The sequence below is a fragment of the Achromobacter sp. MUI-25009338 genome, from assembly GCF_057359325.1.
This window is the reverse complement of record NZ_CM170627.1, coordinates 2,763,921-2,782,685: the sequence shown is the minus strand read 5'-3', so window position 1 is coordinate 2,782,685 and position 18,765 is coordinate 2,763,921. Positions and strand designations below refer to the sequence as shown.

The 18,765-nt window shown below is 68.9% G+C and carries 17 protein-coding genes; 7 read left to right on the top strand and 10 right to left on the bottom strand.

Annotated features, from left to right (window positions below; translation table 11 throughout):
- Positions 1 to 16: 16 nt before the first annotated feature.
- The 4 genes from AC1IQ6_RS13310 to AC1IQ6_RS13295 form a co-directional block, all read right to left on the bottom strand.
- A complete protein-coding gene (locus tag AC1IQ6_RS13310; RefSeq protein ID WP_102771298.1) occupies positions 17 to 967 on the bottom strand; it encodes a LysR substrate-binding domain-containing protein in 951 nt (316 codons plus the stop codon).
- Positions 968 to 1,029: 62 nt separating this feature from the next.
- Entirely contained in the window at positions 1,030 to 3,120 is a 2,091-nt protein-coding gene (recG, locus tag AC1IQ6_RS13305) for an ATP-dependent DNA helicase RecG (RefSeq protein WP_102771299.1), read from the bottom strand.
- 42 nt (positions 3,121 to 3,162) lie between these two features.
- Positions 3,163 to 3,549, bottom strand: a complete 387-nt coding sequence (locus tag AC1IQ6_RS13300; RefSeq protein ID WP_102771300.1) for a Rid family detoxifying hydrolase — start codon at positions 3,547 to 3,549, stop codon at positions 3,163 to 3,165.
- Positions 3,550 to 3,594: 45 nt separating this feature from the next.
- Entirely contained in the window at positions 3,595 to 4,530 is a 936-nt protein-coding gene (locus AC1IQ6_RS13295) for a LysR family transcriptional regulator (RefSeq protein ID WP_479731725.1), read from the bottom strand.
- A gap of 99 nt (positions 4,531 to 4,629) precedes the next feature.
- Between AC1IQ6_RS13295 and AC1IQ6_RS13290 the strand changes: the two genes are divergently transcribed.
- Genes AC1IQ6_RS13290 through AC1IQ6_RS13280 form a run of 3 tightly spaced genes read left to right on the top strand, consistent with a single transcriptional unit; the run spans position 4,630 to position 7,370 of the window.
- Entirely contained in the window at positions 4,630 to 5,991 is a 1,362-nt protein-coding gene (locus AC1IQ6_RS13290) for an acyclic terpene utilization AtuA family protein (protein ID WP_485866483.1), read from the top strand.
- Entirely contained in the window at positions 5,988 to 6,371 is a 384-nt protein-coding gene (locus tag AC1IQ6_RS13285) for an AtuA-related protein (RefSeq protein ID WP_111825063.1), read from the top strand. The genes AC1IQ6_RS13290 and AC1IQ6_RS13285 overlap by 4 nt, the downstream gene beginning before the upstream one ends.
- A gap of 36 nt (positions 6,372 to 6,407) precedes the next feature.
- Positions 6,408 to 7,370 (top strand): Bug family tripartite tricarboxylate transporter substrate binding protein, encoded by a 963-nt coding sequence (locus AC1IQ6_RS13280; protein WP_485866482.1) that lies wholly within the window; start codon positions 6,408 to 6,410, stop codon positions 7,368 to 7,370.
- A 156-nt stretch (positions 7,371 to 7,526) separates the two neighbouring features.
- Here AC1IQ6_RS13280 and AC1IQ6_RS13275 read toward each other — a convergent pair whose 3' ends face one another.
- On the bottom strand, positions 7,527 to 8,303 hold the full coding sequence (locus AC1IQ6_RS13275) for a ferredoxin--NADP reductase (protein WP_102771304.1): 777 nt from the start codon (positions 8,301 to 8,303) through the stop codon (positions 7,527 to 7,529).
- 338 nt (positions 8,304 to 8,641) lie between these two features.
- On the opposite strand from AC1IQ6_RS13275, the gene AC1IQ6_RS13270 reads away from it, so the two are divergent.
- From AC1IQ6_RS13270 to AC1IQ6_RS13260, 3 genes are all read left to right on the top strand, one after another.
- A complete protein-coding gene (locus AC1IQ6_RS13270; protein ID WP_111825061.1) occupies positions 8,642 to 9,685 on the top strand; it encodes a Fe(3+) ABC transporter substrate-binding protein in 1,044 nt (347 codons plus the stop codon).
- Positions 9,686 to 9,834: 149 nt separating this feature from the next.
- Entirely contained in the window at positions 9,835 to 11,505 is a 1,671-nt protein-coding gene (locus AC1IQ6_RS13265) for an ABC transporter permease (protein ID WP_102771306.1), read from the top strand.
- Positions 11,506 to 11,510: 5 nt separating this feature from the next.
- Entirely contained in the window at positions 11,511 to 12,287 is a 777-nt protein-coding gene (locus tag AC1IQ6_RS13260; RefSeq protein WP_485866481.1) for an ABC transporter ATP-binding protein, read from the top strand.
- Positions 12,288 to 12,293: 6 nt separating this feature from the next.
- Here AC1IQ6_RS13260 and AC1IQ6_RS13255 read toward each other — a convergent pair whose 3' ends face one another.
- The 3 genes from AC1IQ6_RS13255 to AC1IQ6_RS13245 all read right to left on the bottom strand — a co-directional run bounded on the left by AC1IQ6_RS13255 (position 12,294) and on the right by AC1IQ6_RS13245 (position 15,019).
- The gene (locus tag AC1IQ6_RS13255; protein ID WP_485866480.1) at positions 12,294 to 13,271 is read right to left on the bottom strand and encodes a Bug family tripartite tricarboxylate transporter substrate binding protein; all 978 of its coding nucleotides are present in this window, start codon (positions 13,269 to 13,271) and stop codon (positions 12,294 to 12,296) included.
- A 62-nt stretch (positions 13,272 to 13,333) separates the two neighbouring features.
- A complete protein-coding gene (locus tag AC1IQ6_RS13250; protein WP_102771308.1) occupies positions 13,334 to 14,239 on the bottom strand; it encodes a pirin family protein in 906 nt (301 codons plus the stop codon).
- Positions 14,240 to 14,320: 81 nt separating this feature from the next.
- Positions 14,321 to 15,019: a pirin family protein gene (locus tag AC1IQ6_RS13245; RefSeq protein ID WP_485866479.1), complete on the bottom strand. Its 699-nt coding sequence runs from the start codon at positions 15,017 to 15,019 to the stop codon at positions 14,321 to 14,323.
- A 170-nt stretch (positions 15,020 to 15,189) separates the two neighbouring features.
- Here AC1IQ6_RS13245 and AC1IQ6_RS13240 point away from each other — a divergent pair, with 170 nt between their 5' ends.
- Entirely contained in the window at positions 15,190 to 16,104 is a 915-nt protein-coding gene (locus AC1IQ6_RS13240) for a LysR family transcriptional regulator (protein ID WP_102771839.1), read from the top strand.
- Between the two features lie 21 nt (positions 16,105 to 16,125).
- On the opposite strand, the gene ntrC is transcribed toward AC1IQ6_RS13240, so the two are convergent.
- Entirely contained in the window at positions 16,126 to 17,619 is a 1,494-nt protein-coding gene (gene ntrC, locus AC1IQ6_RS13235; RefSeq protein ID WP_209165439.1) for a nitrogen regulation protein NR(I), read from the bottom strand.
- Positions 17,619 to 18,683: a nitrogen regulation protein NR(II) gene (glnL, locus tag AC1IQ6_RS13230; RefSeq protein WP_102771311.1), complete on the bottom strand. Its 1,065-nt coding sequence runs from the start codon at positions 18,681 to 18,683 to the stop codon at positions 17,619 to 17,621. The genes ntrC and glnL overlap by 1 nt, the downstream gene beginning before the upstream one ends.
- Between the last annotated feature and the right edge of the window lie 82 nt (positions 18,684 to 18,765).

Below are 18,765 nucleotides of genomic sequence, written 5' to 3'. Positions count from 1 at the left end.
GACGATGCGCAAGCGATCAGTCCTGCATCGCCGCGACTTCGTCGGTCAGCATCCGGACGCCGGGCAGTTCGCAGGCGTAGACGGCCTGCGCCAGCGCCTCGATGGCGGCCAGCCTGGGGAAGCTGCGGCGCCAGGCCAGCACGATGCGGCGCTCGGGCACCTGGCCTTCGAACGGCAGGTAGCGCAAGAGGCTGTTGGCCGGCGGCTGCTCGGGCACGGCGGTCACGGGCAGGACGGTGACGCCGATGCCGGCGGCCACCATGTGGCGGATGGTTTCGAGGGAGGAGCCTTCGAAGGTGCGCTGGATTCCGTCGCTGGCGGCGGAGAAGCGCGAGAGTTCGGGGCAGACTTCCAGCACCTGGTCGCGGAAGCAGTGGCCGCTGCCCAGCAGCAGCATGGTCTGCTGCTTGAGGTCCTGCGCGTCGATGGCCTTGCGCCGCGCCAGTTCGTGGTCATTGGGCACGGCCACGACAAAGGGTTCGTCGTACAGGGGCTGCATGACGAGGCCGGCTTCGGGTAGCGGCAAGGCCATGATGGCACAGTCGATTTCACCCTGGCGCAGCAGTTCGACCAGCCGCACGGTGAAGTTCTCCTGTAGCAGCAGCGGCATCTGCGGGGTGCGCGCGATCTGCACCGGCACCAGCCTGGGCAGCAGGTACGGGCCGATGGTGTGGATGACGCCGACCCGCAGCGGGCCGGCCAGCGGGTCGTGGCCCTGGCGTGCGATTTCCTTGATGCTCGCGCTCTCTTCCAGCACTTTCTGCGCCTGGGCGACGATGCGCTGGCCGATGGGCGTGACGCCGACTTCGGCGCCGCCGCGTTCGAAGAGCGTGACGCCCAGTTCGTCTTCGAGCTTGCGGATCGCGACCGAGAGCGTGGGCTGGCTGACGAAACAGGCCTCGGCCGCGCGGCCGAAGTGGCGCTCGCGCGCGACGGCGACGATGTATTTGAGTTCGGTGAGAGTCATGGTGGACTACGCCCCCGCGGGTTGTGCGCCGGCGGCAGCGCCGGCGGTCGGTAGGTAATGGTTCATGTGCGCAGGAAATCCTCGCGCCCGCGCATCCAGCGCGCCAGGTGGGCCTCGACGGCCTCGGGGTACTCGGCGCGCAGCCATACGGCGGCGTCGCGCGCATCCTCGGCGATGGCGGCGTCGGTTTCCAGGTCGGCGAAGCGCAACAGCGCCATGCCGGACTGGCGCGTGCCCAGGAATTCGCCCGGGCCGCGCTGCTCCAGGTCGCGCCGCGCGATTTCGAAGCCGTCGGAGGTTTCGAACATGGCGCGCAGGCGTTCGCGCGCGACCTGCGACAGCGGGGTCTGGTAGAGCAGCACGCAGACCGATTCGGCGGTGCCGCGCCCTACCCGGCCGCGCAGCTGGTGCAGCTGGGCCAGGCCGAAGCGCTCGGCGTGCTCGATGACCATGAGGGAAGCGTTGGGCACGTCGACGCCGACTTCGATGACGGTGGTGGCCACCAGCAGGTCGATGTCGCCGTCGCGGAACGCCTGCATGACGGCGGCTTTTTCGGCTTGCGGCAGGCGGCCGTGCACCAGCCCGATGCGCAGGTCCGGCAGGTCGGCGCGCATGCCTTCGTAGGTGTCGACGGCGGTTTGCAGCTCCAGCGCCTCGCTTTCCTCGACCAGCGGGCAGACCCAGTAGGCCTGCTGGCCGCCGCGCGCGGCCTGGGCGATATGGGCGATGACTTCTTCGCGGCGCGCGTCCGAGACCAGCTTGGTCAGGACCGGCGTGCGCCCCGGCGGCAGTTCGTCGATGACGGACACGTCCAGGTCGGCGAAGAAGGTCATGGCCAGCGTGCGGGGTATGGGCGTGGCGCTCATGTTGAGTTGATGCGGCACGATGCGCCCGCGCACGGTTTCCCCCTTGCGGGTGAGCGCCAGACGCTGGCCGACGCCGAAGCGGTGCTGTTCGTCGACGATGGACAGGCCCAGGCGATGGAATTCGACATGGTCCTGGATCAGGGCCTGGGTGCCGACCACCAGTTGCACGCTGCCGTCGGCGGCGGCGGCCGCGGCTTCGCGGCGCGCCTTGGCGGTGAGGCTGCCGCTGAGCCAGGCGACGTTGACCCCCAGCGGCTGCAGCCAGGACACCAGCTTGCGGAAGTGCTGTTCGGCCAGGATTTCGGTGGGCGCCATCAGCGCGACCTGGGCGCCGCCGGCGATGGCCTGGGCGGCGGCGATGGCCGCCACCACGGTCTTGCCGCTGCCCACGTCGCCTTGCAGCAGGCGGTGCATGGGGTAAGGCTTGGCCAGGTCGGCCGAGATTTCCTGGACCACGCGCTGCTGCGCGCCGGTGAGCTTGAACGGCAGCGCTTCGTACAGGCGCGCGACCAGGCCGCCGGGCTCGTTGCGCACCGGTAGCGCCTCGGCTTCCTTGACGCGGCGCGCGGCGCGCGCGGCCGCCAGCGAGAGCTGCTGGGCCAGCAGTTCGTCGAACTTGATGCGCCGCCAGGCCGGATGCACGCGGTCCAGCAGCGCGGCCTCGGATTCTCCCTGGGCGGGGGTGTGCAAGGCGCGGATGGCGGGCTCGAAAGGCGGCAGGTCGTAGCGGGCGCGGGCGGCTTCGGGCAAGGTGTCCGACAGGTCGGCGCGGTCCAGCGCCTGCGCGATGGCGCGGCGCAGCGTCAGTTGCGGCAGCCCTTCGGTGCTGGGATAGACGGGGGTCAGCGCGGTGGGCAGCGGCGCGTCGGCGCTGGTCATGCGCGGGTGGATCATCTCGCGGCCGAACAGGCCGCCGCGGACTTCGCCGCGCGCGCGCAGGCGCTTGCCCACGGTGACTTGTTTCTGCTGGCTGGGATAGAAGTTCAGCCAGCGCAATTGGAGTTCGCCGCTCTCGTCGGCCAGGGTGGCGGTGAGCTGGCGCCGAGGGCGGTACAGCACCTCGGATTTGGTGATCTCGCCTTCGACCTGGGCCGGAAAGCCGGGCCTGAGCGTGGAGATGGGGACGACGCGGGTTTCGTCTTCGTAGCGCAGCGGCAGGTGCAGCACGAAGTCCTCGGGCAGCACCAGGCCCAGGTTACGGAGCTTGCGCTCCGTATCCGTCATGGCCTTGCCGGCGCCTTGGGTGTCGGCGCCGGATCGCTTGGAGGCTGCTGCCGCGGCCGGCATGAAGAAATAGACCCCCTGGGTGCGAAACGTCCCGGGCGGGTCCTACAGGACCAGGATGGCTTCGACCTCGAACTGCGCGCCCTTGGGCAGGCTGGCCACGCCAATGGTGGAGCGCGCCGGGAACGGCTGCGGAATGATCTCGGCCATGATGGCGTTGGCGGCGGTGAACTTGCCCAGGTCGGTCAGGAACAGCGTGAGCTTGACGACGTTGTCGAGCGTGCCGCCGGCCGCCTTGATGACTTCCTGCATGTTGGCGAAGGCCTGGCGCACCTGGGCGTCGAAGTTCTCGGAGACGAGGTCGCCGGTGCCCGGTTCGAGGCCGATCTGGCCCGAGAGGTAGACAGTCTTGGTGCCGCTTGCGGCAACCGCTTGCGAGTAAGGGCCGACCGCGGCGGGCGCGGTGTCCGTATGGATGATTTGCTTGCTCATGGGCGGAATCCTTGGGTGACGGATAGAAGCTACAACTATCGAAGTTTAAACAGCAATAGACATTCGCGAAAGTGGCGGAATGCCCGGTCCCTGATCGATATCTCCCCTGTGCTCGCGCAGCAGGTCGTACAGCGCCTGCGCGGCCACCGACAGCGTGCGGCCCTTGCGCCGCACCAGGTAGAGCGGCCGGGTCAGCGCCTTGCCGGCCAGCGGCACGATGCGCAGGTCCGGGCCGCCGAAATGGAACAGCGTCATGGCGGGCACCACCGAAATGCCCAGGCCGGCCCGCACCAGGCCGGTGGCGGTGGCCAGGTGCTCGACCTCGAAGACCGGCGCCGGCGCGTCGGCGCCGAAGGCCTGGTCCAGATGCTTGCGCACGCTGCTGCCGCGCGCCAGGTGGATCAAAGGATAGCGCAGGATGTCGCGCAGCCGGACGGCGCCGGCCTGCGCCAGCGGATGGTCGGCGCGGCACACCAGGTAATAGCGGTCGGCGTGCAGGAATTCGCTGTCCAGGTCGGCCATGTCGGGGCGGCGCGAGGCCACGGCGAAATCCACCTGGCCGCCCTGCACCATGTCCAGGCACGGGTCGAGCAGCGCGTCGCGCAGGTCCACCACGATGCCGGGGTGGGCCTCGCGAAAGCGCGCCAGCAGCCCGGGCAGCCAGCCCGCGGCCAGCGAGGGCAAGGCCGCCAGGGCCACGCGCCCGCGGCGCCGCGCGGCGTGGTCGCGCAGGTCGTCCATCACCAGTTCCATGTCGGCCAGCAACCGCCGCGCGGTGGCGTCGAGGATGCGCCCTTCGGCGGTGAGTTCGACGTTGCGGGTGTCGCGGTCGAACAGGCGCAGGCCGGCGCTGTCTTCCAGCTGCCTGATCAGCGCGCTGAAGGCCGGCTGCGTCAGATGGCAGCGCTGCGCCGCGCGGGTGAAGTGCTTTTCTTCGGCCAGGGCCACGAAGGCGCGCAGCTGGCGGGCAGATAGATTCATGGCTTTTCTTTATGAATTGATCTGATCTTTCTATTTTACTGATTAGCTGGCGCTGCCTATAGTGACCGCATACAGTGATTTCACCAGGCGGTTTTCTCTATGCCTTCAAGCTCTCCCCTGCTCATCGGCTGCGCGTCCGGGTTCTCCGGCGACCGCAGCGACGGCGCCGCGGCCGTGGTGCGCACGCTGGCCGCCCGCGGCGGCGGCGTGCTGATCTTCGAGACCCTGGCCGAGCGCACGCTGGCGCTGGCGCAGCTGGCCCGCAACGACGACCCGGAACGCGGCTACGAGCCGCTGCTGGACGAACTGGTCGGGCCGGTGCTGGGCGACTGCCTGCGCCACGGCATCAGCATCGTGGGCAATTTCGGCGCGGCCAATCCGGCCGGCGCGGCGCGCCGCATCGCCGCGCTGGCCCGGGAGCAAGGCCTGCCGGCGCCGCGCATCGCGGTGGTGCATGGCGACGCGCTCACCAGCGCCGCGCAGCGCGATGCCCTGCGCCAGCGCCTGGGCACGGCGCTGGACGGGCTGGACGTGGTCAGCGCCAATGCCTATCTGGGCGCGACCGAGATCGCCGAGGCGCTGGCCGCGGGCGCGCAGGTGGTGGTGGCCGGCCGCGTGTCCGACCCGTCGCTGACGCTGGGACCGGCGCTGGCCCATTTCGGCTGGCGGCTGGATGACTGGCCGCGCCTGGGCCGCGCCACCATGGCCGGCCATATGCTGGAGTGCGGCCTGCAGGTGACGGGCGGCTATTTCTGCGTGCCGGGCCTGAAGGACGTGCCCGACGTGCACGCCGCCGGTTTCCCGATAGCCGAGATCCATGCCGACGGCGAGTTCACGATCGGCAAGGCCGACGCCACCGGCGGCATGGTGGATGCGCGCACGGTCAAGGAACAGCTGCTGTACGAAGTCCACGACCCGGCGCGCTATCTGACGCCGGACGTGGTGGCCGATCTGAGCCAGGCTACGGTGGAGGAACTGGGCGGCGACCGCGTGGCGGTGCGCGGCATTACCGGCCATGCGCGGCCCGACGAACTGAAGGTGAACGTCTGCTACCGCGGCGGCTGGCTGGCCGAGGCCGAGATTTCGTACGCGGGCGTGCAGGCCGAGGCCCGTGCGCGGCTGGCCGCGGACATCGTGCGCAAGCGCGTCGATCCGGCGCTGCGGCTGCGCGCCGACCTGATCGGCGCCATCAGCATCCTGGGCGACGACGCCGGCGAGATGCGCCGCGCCCTGCCCGAAGGGCATGCGCGCGACGTGCGCCTGCGCATCGCCACCGAACACCTGGACCGCAAGCTGGCCGAGAGCGTGCTGCGCGAGGTCAACGCGCTCTATACCTGCGGCCCGGCCGGCGGCGGCGGCGTGCGCACCGCGCTGCGCCCGCGGCTGAACATGCTGTCCTGCACCCTGCCCCGCGCCGCCGTGCCCAGCGGCTGGTCTTTTCTCGAGGAGGCCGCGCAATGAGCCCCGAGCTGGTTTCCGTGCCCCTGTACCGCCTGGCGCACAGCCGTTCCGGCGACAAGGGCGATATCTCCAATCTCAGCCTGATCGCCTGGGACCCCGAATGCTACGAGGTGCTGGCCGCCCAGGTCAGCGAGGCCCGGGTCGCGGCCTGGTTCGGCTACCGGCGCCCGAAGCGGGTAACCCGCTACCTGCTGCCCACGCTGCACGCCATGAATCTGGTGCTCGAAGGCGTGCTGGACGGCGGAGTCAACGACGCACTGAATCTCGACACGCACGGCAAAAGCCTGTCGTTCCGTTTGCTGGACATGGCGGTGGACGTCAGCCCCGAGCTGGCCAGCCGGCTGCCCGACATCCCCGGCGACCGCCCAGCGGCCGCCTGATTGCAGTCCTTATAAGAAACACCACAGGAGACACCTATGCGCATTGCTTTCAAGGGCCGCCTGGCCCTGCTGCTGGCCGCCGCCCTGCCGCTGCCGGCCCTGGCCCAGTTCCCGGCCAAGCCCATCACCTTCATCGTGCCGTTCGCGGCCGGCAGCGCCACCGACCAGATCGGCCGCGCCATCGGCCAGGGCGTCACCGAACAGACCGGCCAGGCCGTCGTCATCGAGAACAAGCCGGGCGCCAGCGCCATGATAGGCGCGGCCGCCGGCGCGCGCGCCACGCCCGACGGCTATACGGTGCTGATCACCACCAACACCACCCATGCCGCCAACGAGCACCTGTACAAGAGCCTGACCTACGATCCGGTCAAGGACTACGCGCCGCTGACCCTGCTGGGCAAGGGCGGCCAGATCATGGTGGTCAACCCCACCTCCCCGGCCAGGACGGTGGGCGAGTTCCTGGCGCAGGCCAAGAAGCAGCCAGGCAAGCTGAGCTTCGGCAGCGGCAGTTCCAGCAGCCGCATCGCCGGCGAGCTGCTGCAGCAGATGGCCGGCATCCAGCTGCTGCACGTCCCGTACAAGAGCAATCCGCTGGCGGTCACCGACCTGCTGGGCGGCCAGATCGACATGATGATCACCGACACCGCCACCGGCCTGCCCCAGGTGAAGTCGGGCAAGCTGCGCGCGCTGGGCGTGACCGGCACGGCGCGCTCCGCCCTGGCGCCCGACGTGCCCACCATCGCCGAAGCGGGCGTGCCGGGTTACGAGATGGGTTACTGGTTCGCGGCCTATGCGCCGGCCGGCACGCCGCCGGACGTGGTCAAGCGCCTGAATGAATTGCTGGTGAAGGCCACCCAGAGCGCGGCCGCCAAGCAGTTCTATACGCAGACCGGGACCGATCCCGCCACGTCGACGCCGGCGGAACTGGCGCAGTTCCAGCAGGGCGAGTCGAAGAAGTGGGGGGAGATTATCAAGAAGGCGGGGATACAGCCGGAGTAGGGAAACGGGTCCATGTTTCTCGTAGGATGGGTATAGCGCGAGAGAGATTTCACAAGAACTCGAATATCAAGCGCGCGAAACCCATCATTACCCAACAAAAAACCCATCGCCATATACGCGATGGGTTTTTGTTTTCTTCCGGACAAGCGCAGCGGCTTATTTGTCCACGAACGCCCGTTCGACGACGTAGTCCCCCGGCTGGCCCACGCCCGGCGAGACGACGAAGCCGCGCTTGTCCAGCATGGCGCTGATGTCGGCCAGCATATGCGGGCTGCCGCAGATCATCGCGCGGTCGGTTTCGGGATTGATCTGGGGAATGCCGATGTCCTCGCAGAGCTTGCCGCTTTCCATGAGCTCGGTAATGCGGCCCTGGTTGCGGAACGGCTCGCGCGTGACGGTCGGGTAATAGACCAGCTTTTCGCGCACCACGTCGCCGAAGAATTCGTTGTTCGGCAGTTCGCGTTCGATGAAGTCGGCGTAGGCCAGTTCGCTGACCCAGCGCACGCCGTGCACCAGGATGACCTTGTCGAAGCGTTCGTAGACGTCCGGGTCCTTGATGATGCTCATGAAGGGCGCCAGGCCGGTGCCGGTGCCGAACAGGAACAGGTGCTTGCCGGGCTTGAGGTCGTCGACCACCAGCGTGCCCACCGGCTTGCGGCTGACCAGGATGGTGTCGCCCTCTTTCAGGTGCTGCAGGCGCGAGGTGAGCGGGCCGTTCTGCACCTTGATGCTGAGGAATTCGAGGTTTTCTTCGTAGTTGGCGCTGGCGATGCTATAGGCCCGCAGCAGCGGCTTGCCTTCGACTTCGAGGCCGATCATCACGAAGTGGCCGTTGTGGAACCGCAAGGCCGCGTCACGCGTCGTGGTGAAGGAAAACAGGGTGTCGTTCCAGTGGTGCACGCTCAGTACGCGCTCAGTATTGAAAGCAGCCATGTCGCATCTAGTTAGGGGCGGACGGCCCCCGGGCGTTGGGCCCGGCTTGCGCCGCGGGGTCAGGTCCCTACCGCACAAAAGACGCGGCAGGCATTAGGGTTGACCCTATTCTACAGGGTCTCGATGATAATTGCTCTCATTATTCCGTAATACCCTTATGCCGTCTTGATGGGGATCAATGGATCGGCGCGTCCACTGACAGATAGTTGAATGACGCAAAGCTTCCTGGTATCGTCGCCTTCCAATTTGATAATCATTTTCGTTAGCAGACCGTTTTTGAGCAGCAGCAAGACGCCGGGCGCGGCTTGCTGCCGCAGCCCTAGCCGGAGCCCCTCCTCATGATCAAGCGTCCCCAATTGAATTCGCTGCTGCGCGCCCTGGCGCTGGCCGGCGCAGCCGCCTTCACCGTGTCGGCCAACGCCGCCGAGGAAGTCAGCCTCTACACCACCCGCGAGCCCAAGCTGATCCAGCCGCTGCTCGACGCCTTCACGAAGGAAAGCGGCATCAAGGTCAACACCGTGTTCGTCAAGGACGGCCTGCTCGAGCGCGTCAAGGCCGAGGGCGCCAAGTCGCCGGCCGACGTGCTTATGACCGTGGACATCGGCAACCTGCTGGACCTCGTGGACGGCGGCGTGACCCAGTCGATCAAGTCGCAGACCCTGGAATCGGTGATTCCCGCCAACCTGCGCGGCGCCGACGGCAAGTGGTATGCGCTGTCGCTGCGCGACCGCGTGCTGTACGTGGAAAAGGACCTGAAGCTGGAGAGCTTCCGCTACGAAGACCTGGCCGACCCGAAGTGGAAGGGCAAGGTCTGCATCCGCTCGGGCCAGCATCCCTACAACACCGCGCTGGTCGCCTCCATGATCGCGCATGACGGCGCCGAGGCCACCGAGAAGTGGCTGCGCGGCGTCAAGGCCAACCTGGCCCGCAAGGCCGCCGGCGGCGACCGTGACGTGGCGCGCGACATCCTGGGCGGTATCTGCGACATCGGCCTGGCCAACGCCTACTACGTGGGCCACATGAAGAACGCGCAGCCCGGCACCGACGCGCGCAAGTGGGGCGACGCCATCAAGGTCGTGCGCCCCACCTTCGCCAACGCCAAGAGCGGCGGCACCCACGTGAACGTCAGCGGCGCGGCCGTGGCGGCGCACGCGCCCAACAAGGCCAACGCGATCAAGCTGCTGGACTTCCTGGTTTCCGAACCGGCCCAGGCCCTGTACGCGCAGGCCAACTACGAGTATCCCGTCCGCAAGGGCGTGAAGCTGGACCCCGTCGTCGCCAGCTTCGGCGAGCTGAAGGTGGACCCGCTGCCGCTGACCGAGATCGCCAAGCACCGCAAGCAGGCCAGCGAACTGGTGGACAAGGTCGGTTTCGACAACTGATAAGCTCCCGGCGTGCCGCGCCATGCCGCGCGGCCGCGCCTTGGGGCAGTAACAGGCGCGCGGACGTTTTTTGCCGGTCCGCGCGCAGGGCCTGCTCCCCTCTTTCGCGGGGGAGCAGGCCTTGCCTTTGATGCCATCGACTTTGAAGCATGCACACAGAATCTTTGCCCCGGCCGCTGCGTCTGCGCTGGACTGAACGCGGGGCCGGCTGGCTGGCCGGCGCCGCCCTGATCGCGCTGGCCGTGCTTGCGCCCGTCCTGACGCTGGGCTGGTGGGCGCTGGGCGGCGAACTGGCCCACTGGCAGCACCTCGCCCACTATGTATTGCCGCAGGCGCTGGCCAATACCGCCATGCTGCTGGCCGGCGTGGGCGTGGTGGTCACGCTGCTGGGCACGGGCGCCGCCTGGCTGGTGACGGCCTATGAGTTCCCCACCCGCCGGGTGCTGACCTGGGCGCTGCTGCTGCCGCTGGCGGTGCCCACCTACATCATCGCCTTCGCCTATCTGGACCTGCTGCATCCGATCGGCCCCATCCAAAGCGCGATCCGCGCGCTGCTGGGCTACGACAGCCCGCGCCAGTTCCGCCTGCCCGACCTGCGCTCGATCTACGGCGCGATCTTCGTGCTGGGCTTCGTGCTGTATCCCTATGTCTATCTGAGCACCCGCGTCATGTTCATGACGCAGGCCGCCAGCCTGCTGGAAGCCGCCCGCACGCTGGGCGCTGGCCGCGTGGCGGTGTTCTGCCGCGTGGCCCTGCCGCTGGCCCGCCCCGCCATCGTGGTGGGCGTGAGCCTGGCGCTCCTGGAAACCCTGAACGATATCGGCGCCTCGGAATTCCTGGGCGTGCAGACGCTGACGGTATCGGTCTACACCACCTGGGTGACGCGTTCGGACCTGGCCGGCGCGGCCCAGATCGCGCTGACCATGCTGGCGATCGTGATCGGCCTGATCCTGCTGGAGCGCCACGGGCGCAAGCGCCAGCGCTACGCCAATACCCAGCGCATGCGCCCGATGCAGCCGCGCCGGCTGCGCGGCACGGCTGCCGCGGCCGCGGTGGCGCTGGGCTGGATTCCGGTGCTGACCGGCTTCGTCGCTCCGGCGCTGTACCTGGTGGTGGAAACCTACAAGCGCCTGCATCTGGTGGGCGGCGTGTCGGACCAGTTGCTCAGGGGCTTGAGCAATACGCTGATCGTGGCCTTCAGCGCCACGCTGGTGACGCTGCTGTGCGGGCTGGTGGTGGCCTGGGCCGGACGCACGCTGCGCGAAAGCTCGGGCTTCAATCCGGGCCGCGCCTGTGCCCGCATCGCCAGCCTGGGCTACGCGGTGCCCGGCACCGTGCTGGCCATCGGCCTGCTCACCCCTTTCGTGTGGATCGACACCGCGGTCGCCAAGGTGTTCGGCACCGGCGGCCTGTTCCTGATGGGCTCGATGGGCGCGCTGGTGTGCGCCTACGCCATCCGCTTCCTGGCCATCTCCACCGGGGCGCTGGAAGCCGGCCTGGCGCGCATTCCGCCTTCGCTCGAACAGGCTTCGCGCCTGCTGGGCGAAAGCTCGGCCGGCACGCTGCGCCGCGTGCACCTGCCGCTGTTGCGCCCGGCGCTGGCCGCCAGCGCGCTGCTGGTGTTCGTGGACGCCATGAAGGAGCTGCCGGCCACGCTGCTGCTGCGCCCGATGAATTTCGACACGCTGGCCACCTGGCTTTATGCGGAAGCCGCCCGCGGCACGTACGAGGAAGGCGCCGTGGCGGCGCTGGCCATCGTGCTGGCCGGCCTATTTCCCGTCATTCTGCTGGCGCGGACCAATCTGAAAATGGGACATTGATCATCGTGCCCGATCTGTTAGAACTCGATCACCTTTCCCTGGCCTACGACACGCCCGCCGGCCTCAAGCCCGTGGTGCGGGACCTGACGCTGGGGCTGCCCGTGGGCCATATCGGCTGCCTGCTGGGCGAATCCGGCTGCGGCAAGACCACCGTGCTGCGCGCCATCGCCGGCTTCGAGCCGGTGCGCGCCGGCCGCATCCTGCTCGACGGCGCCGTGATCTCCTCGCCCGCCGTGCAGGTGGCGCCCGAGCTGCGCCGCGTCGGCATGATGTTCCAGGACTACGCCCTCTTCCCGCACCTGACGGTGGCGCTGAACGTGGCCTTCGGGCTGCGCAAGCTGGCGCGCGCCGAGCGCGCCCGCCGCGTCGAGGAAATGCTGGAACTGGTGGGCCTGGCGCATGCGGCCAACAGCTACCCGCACGAGATTTCGGGCGGGCAGCAGCAGCGCGTGGCCCTGGCGCGCGCGCTGGCGCCCTCGCCCGACCTGCTGCTGCTGGACGAACCGTTCTCCAACCTGGACGTGGACACGCGCGAGCGGCTGGCCTTCGAGGTCCGCGACATTCTCAAGAGCACCGGCCACACGGCCATCCTGGTCACGCACAACCAGGCCGAGGCCTTCGCCATCGCCGACCGCATCGGCGTCATGGCCAAGGGCTGCGTGGCGCAATGGGACACGCCCTACAACCTGCACCACCATCCCGCCAACGACTTCGTGCGCGATTTCATCCGCCGCGAGGCGCTGGAAGAGCGGCGCGAGCAGGCCTACGCCCGCGGCCGCTGATTTCCCTCAGTCCGCCGACAGCTTGACCTTCTGCGACAAGGCCTTGAAGGCCTCGTGCTGGCTGCGGGTCAGGCGCTCGACCTCTTCGGGCGTGGAGCCGTAGGGCATGAAACCGGCCTGCTCCAGCTTGTTCTTGACCTCGGGCAGCGCCAGCGCCCACTGGAACGCCTCGCTCAGCGCGCGGGTCGCCTCGGGCGGCATTTTCGCCGGGCCATAGACGGCGAACCACGGGTCCACCACCGCGGCCTCATAGCCCAGCTCGGCCAGCGTCGGCACCTCGGGCAGCGCGGGCGCGCGCTTGCTGCCGGTGACCGCCAGGGCCTGCACCTTGCCTGCCTTGATGTGCGGCAGCGAGGCCGGCAGGTTGTCGAACATCACCGGCAGGTGTCCGCCCAGCAGATCGTTCAGGCCCGGGGCGCTGCCCTTGTACGGCACGTGCTGCATGCCGGCGCCGGTGAGCTGGTCGAACATGACGCCGGCCAGGTGCATGGAGGTGCCGGTTCCCGGCGTGCCGTAGGACGTGCCCGGGTGCTGCTTGGCGTAGGCCACCAGGTCCTTGACGCTGCCGACCTTCAGGGCCGGGCCGGTTTCCAGCACCACGGTGGACGCGCCCAGCATGCTGACGCCGGTGAAGTCCTTGGTGGGATCGAACGGCATCGACGGATAGACGAAGGGATTGAGCGCGTTGGTCGAGATCGCGCCGAAGCCTATGGTGTAGCCGTCGGGCGCGGCCTTGGCCACGGCGTCCATGCCGATGTTGCCGCCCGCGCCCGGACGGTTCTCGACGATGACGGGCTGGCCCAGTTTTTCGGCCACTTTCTGGCCGGCCGTGCGCGCCACCAGGTCGGTGGTGCCGCCGGCGGTGTACGGAACGATGAAGGTGATCGGCTTGGCCGGATAGCCGGCGGCGAGCGCCGCCGAGGCGCCGTGGATCAGCGCCAGCGCGGCCAGGCCGCGCAGCGCGTTGACGGTGTAGCGATGCATGGTGTCTCCATCCCGGATTGTTGTTGAGTCGGGACGGGCATCATACCGCCGCGCCGGGCCGTTCAGGCGCGCGGCGCGGGCAGCGGGATGTACTCGGTTTCGTCGCCGGGCACCACCTGGTCGAAGCGGTTGCGCTGCCAGTCCTGCTTGGCCTGTTCGATGCGGTCCTTGCTGCTGGAGACGAAGTTCCACCAGACGAAGCGCGGGCCGTCCAGCGGCTCGCCGCCCAGCAGCGCGAAGCGCGCGGCGGTCTTCGCGCGGATCTGCACCGGCCGGCCCGGCGCAAAGACGATGAGACGCCCGCCTTCGAATTCCTGGCCGTCGACTTCCACGTTGCCTTGCGACACATAGGCCGCGCGCTCTTCATGCTCGGCCGGCAGCACCACGGTGGCGCCGGCCTGCAGCTGCAGGTCGCCGTAGAACAGCGGCGACAGCGTCTTGACGCCCGAAGTCTTGCCGAACAGCGAGCCGGCCACGACCTGGGCGCGCACGCCCTCGCCTTCGACCACCGGCTGCACGTCCAGCCCGTAGTGCGTAAAGCCGGGATCGGTTTCCTCGTGGGCCTTGGGCAGGCCGACCCAGATCTGCAGGCCACAGAGCTTCTGCGACGACTGCCGGCTTTCGGGCGAGGAACGCTCGGAATGCACGATCCCGCGGCCCGCGGTCATCCAGTTGACCTCGCCGGGCAGGATGGTCTTGACGCTGCCCACGCCGTCGCGGTGCACCATCGACCCCTCGTACAGATAGGTCACGGTGGACAGGCCGATGTGCGGGTGCGGGCGCACGTCTATGCCGGAACCCGGGGCGAATTCGATCGGGCCCATGTGGTCCAGGAACACGAACGGGCCGACGGCGCGGCGCTGCGCCGAGGGGATGGCGCGCCGCACAGAAAACCCGCCCAGGTCGCTGGTGCGCGGGACGACCACGGTTTCGATGGCGCTATCGCCTGCTTCGGACAAGGTGGACATGATGAGACTCTCCGGGTGTGGAAGTTGGGGCCTGCGGCCATCTTAAAGCCTGCCGGGCGCGGGATCGCGCCCGGCTTGGCCTCATGCCAGGTCGAACACCAGCACTTCGGCGTTCTTGCCGCCGCTCAGTTCGACGCGATCGGCGCCGGTGATGGCGGCCGCGTCGCCGGCCGCCAGCTCGACGCCGTTGACCACGATGCCGCCGCGCGCCACGTGCACCCAGGCGCGCCGGCCGGCGGCCAGCTCCAGCGTGGCCGATTCGGCGCCGTCGAACAGGCCGGCGTAGAGCCGCGCGTCCTGGTGGATCTTCATCGAGCCGTCGACGCCGTCGGCCGACACCAGGGCTTGCAGGCGGCCGCGCTTTTGCGCATCGCTGAACTCGCGCTCTTCGTACTCGGGCGCGATGCCGGCGACGTTGGGCTCGATCCAGATCTGCAGCATGTGCGTCTGCGTGTCGGGCGACGGGTTGAACTCCGAATGCATCACGCCGCGTCCGGCGCTCATGCGCTGCACGTTGCCGGGCAGGATGGTCGAGCCGCTGCCCATGCTGTCCTTGTGCGCGATCGCGCCATCCAGCACGTAGGTGATGATTTCCATGTCCCGGTGCCCGTGCGTGCCGAAGCCGCGGCCGGCGGCGATGCGGTCGTCGTTGATCACGCGCAGCGCGCCGAAACCCATGTGGGCCGGGTCGTAGTAGTTGGCGAATGAAAAGGTATGGAACGAATCCAGCCAGCCGTGGTTGGCATGGCCTCGTTCGGCGGCGCGGCGTACGGTAAGCATTGCGGACTCCCTATTTCAATAATGTGAATGGTATTGCTGCCCAGCGCCTCGTTTCGTGCCTGGATGCCTGGGCTGCAACACCGGCATGAGTGATATTGTGCGCTCGCCGGCGGCCAGATTCAGCGTTATATTTTGACGGAACCATTCAAATAAATTGAACACTACCGGCCATGCAACCGATCACCCCTGAACTCCTGATCCTGGTCGACGCGATCGCCCGCCACGGCAGCTTCGCCAAGGCCGCCCGCGAACTGGGGAAGGTGCCCTCGGCCGTCACCTATTCCATCCGCAAGCTGGAGGACGGGCTGGACGTGCTGCTGTTCGACCGTTCCGGCCACCGCGCGCTGCTGACGCCGGCCGGCGAGACGCTGCTGCGCGATGGCCGCCACGTGCTGCAGTCGCTCGACGACCTGGCTTGCCGCGTCAAGCGCATCGCCACGGGCTGGGAGGTGGAGTTGCGCATCGCCGTCAGCGCGGTGCTGCCCTGGCGTCCGCTATACGATCTGATCGAGGAATTCCAGGCGCTGGAAAGCGCCACCACGCTGCGCTTTTCCAGCGAAGTGCTGAGCGGCGCGTGGGACGCGCTGACCGGGGGCCGCGCCGACCTGGCGATAGGCGCCGGCGCGGCCGGCGAACCCACCGGCCCGTATCGCTCGCAGGCCATGGGCCAGATGCAGTTCGCGTTCTGCGTGGCCGCGCATCATCCGCTGGCGAGTCTGCCGCAGCCGCTGTCGCGCGCCGACGTCACGCGCTATTGCGCGGTGGTGGTGGCCGACACCTCGCGCAACCTGCCGCCGCAGACCCGCGGCATCCTGGCCGAGCAGCCCACGCTGGTGATGCCCACGATGCAGGCCAAGATAGACGCCCAGGTGCGCGGCCTGGGCTGCGGTTATCTGCCGCTGACGCTGGCCGCGCCGTACCTGGCGCAAGGCGTGCTGGTGGCGTGCGAAACCGACGAAGGCATGTCGCCGACGGAACACCTGGCCTACGCCTGGCGCGCCGAGGCGCCGGGCGAGGCCTTGAAATGGTGGCTGCAGAAGCTGAAATCCCCGCGGCTGTGCGAAAGCCTGCTGGGCCTGGGCTGAGGCGTCCGCCGGTGGGCGGGCTTATTCGTCCTCGATGCCCAGGTCGCGCAGCTTGCGGGTGATGGTGTTGCGGCCTATGCCCAGGCGCGAGGCGGCCTCGACCCGGCGGCCGCGGCTGGCGTCCAGCGCGCTTTGCAGCAGGATTTTCTCGAACTGGCGGGTCAGCGTGGCCATGACCGCGGGTTCGCCGCGCTCGAGCCGGTATTGCGCGTCGCGCAGCAGCGAGTCCTGCCAGTTGCGCGCCGCGGCCTCGTCCTCGGCCGGCGCAGGCGCGGCCAGCACGGTGCCGCCGCCGGCCACGGGCGCGGCCGGACGCGGCGCGGGGCTGGCGTACGGCGGGTGCTCCATGGCGCGGATCTCCGGCGGCAGGTCGGCCGGCTCCACCGTCTGGCCCGGCGCCATCACCGTCAGCCAGTGGCAGAAGTTCTCCAGCTGGCGCACGTTGCCGGGAAAGTCGAACTTGGTCAGCACCGCCAGCGCTTCGGGCGTCAGGCGCTTGACCGGTACGCCCAGCGCGCGGGCGCTGGCGCTCAGGAAGTGGGCGGCCAGGGCCGGAATGTCCTCGGTCCGTTCGCGCAGCGGCGGCAGCCGCAGACGGATCACGTTCAGGCGGTGGAACAGGTCTTCGCGGAACAGGCCCTGCTCGACCCGCTGCTCCAGCGGCTGGTGGGTGGCGGCCACGATGCGCACGTCGACCCGCACCGGTTGCGCGCCGCCCACGCGGTAGAAGCTGCCTTCGGCCAGCACGCGCAGCAGGCGCGTCTGCAGTTCGATCGGCATGTCGCCGATTTCGTCCAGGAACAGCGTGCCGCCGTGCGCTTCCTCGAAGCGGCCGCGGCGCAGGCTGCTGGCGCCGGTGAAGGCGCCGCGCTCGTGGCCGAACAGTTCGGCTTCGAGCAGATCGCGCGGAATCGCGGCCGCGTTCAGCGCCACGAAGGGGCCGCCGGCCCGCACGCCGTGACCGTGCAGCGCGCGCGCCACCAGTTCCTTGCCGGTGCCGGATTCGCCGGTGATCAGCACCGTGACCTTGGACTGCGCCAGCCGGCCGATGGCGCGGAACACTTCCTGCATGGCGGTGGACGAGGACTGCGTCATCATCCAGCGTTCGTTGTTCTGGGCCGATTCGCCCTGCCCTTCGGCGCTCTCGGGCTGCGCCGATTCCTGGACGGCGCGCTGGATCAGCGCCACCGCCTCGTTCACGTCGAACGGCTTGGCCAGGTAATCGAAGGCGCCGCCCTGGAAGGCGGATACCGTGCTGTCCAGGTCGGCGAACGCGGTCATCACGATGACCGGCAGGCCGGCGTGGCGCTCCTTGAGCTGGCGTAGCAGTTCCAGGCCGTTGCCGCCGGGCATGCGGATATCGGACACCAGCGCGGCCGGCGTGTCGCGCGACAGCGCCTCCAGCACGTCGGCAGCCTGCGAGAAGCTGCGCGTGGGCACGCCGGCGCGCGCCAGGGCTTTTTCCAGGACCCAGCGGATGGCCTGGTCATCGTCGACGATCCATACGGGTTTCATCAGTGTGCGGGCTCCATCGGAAGAACCAGGCGAAACTCGGTGCGCCCGGGTCGGGATTCGAATTCGATGATGCCGCCGTGCTGCTGCACGAAGTCCTGGGCCAGGCTCAGGCCCAGCCCGGTGCCGCCGGCGCGCGCCGTCACCAGCGGATGGAAGATGCGGTCTCGGATATGGTCCGGCACGCCCGGACCGTTGTCGATGATGGACAGCTCCAGCGCCAGGCGGTGCTGCCTGTGCGCCAGCATGACCTGCCGCGCCACGCGGGTGCGCAGCGTGACCACTCCGGGTTCGGTGTGCGGGCCCGCGGGCCGCGCGACCAGTTCCTGCGCGGCGTTGCGCGCCACGTTCAGGACGGCCTGCATCAGTCGGGCGGCATCGCCCTTCAGGTCGGGCATCGACGCGTCGTAGTCACGCAGCAGCGTGACCTCGTTGCGGAACTCGGCCTGGATCAGCGCGCAGACGCGCTCGCAGATCTCGTGGATGTTCACCGGCCGCGCATTCAGCGGCACCCGCTGCGGGCCGCTCAGGCGGTCCACCAGCGCCTGCAGGCGGTCGGCTTCGGAAATGATGACCTGGGTATATTCGGCCAGCGCCGCGCTGGGCAGCTCGGCCTCCAGCAGTTGCGCGGCGCCGCGCAGCCCGCCCAGGGGATTCTTGACTTCATGCGCCAGGTTGCGCAGCAGTTCGCGGTGCGCTTCGATTTCGTCGACCAGGCGGTGGTTGCGGTCGGCCAGCACGCGCTGCTCGATTTCGCGGGTTTCTATCAGCACGGGCCAGCGCTGGCCCGTCAGCCCGACGGTGGTCACCGAGACCTCGACGGATTCCGCGGCGCGGCGCAGGCTGCCCAGCTGCCTGACGTCGCCGTAACGGCCGGCGGCGGCGCGATCGATGGAGGACTGTATGTTTTCCGGACTGTCGAACAGCGTGGCGGCGGAGTGCCCGCACAGCTGTTTGCGCGAGCGGCCGAACAAATCCTCGGCGGCCGCATTGGCGTATTCGATATGGCCGCGTTCGTTGACCAGGAAAACGGACGTCGCCAGCAGATCGAGAGCTTCTACATTCATTTTCTACATACCCGAATGTGAGGGGAAAGCGGCACCCGGCCCGCCCGCCGGGCGTGCGCCTGGCGGGCGTCGGACCGGGCCG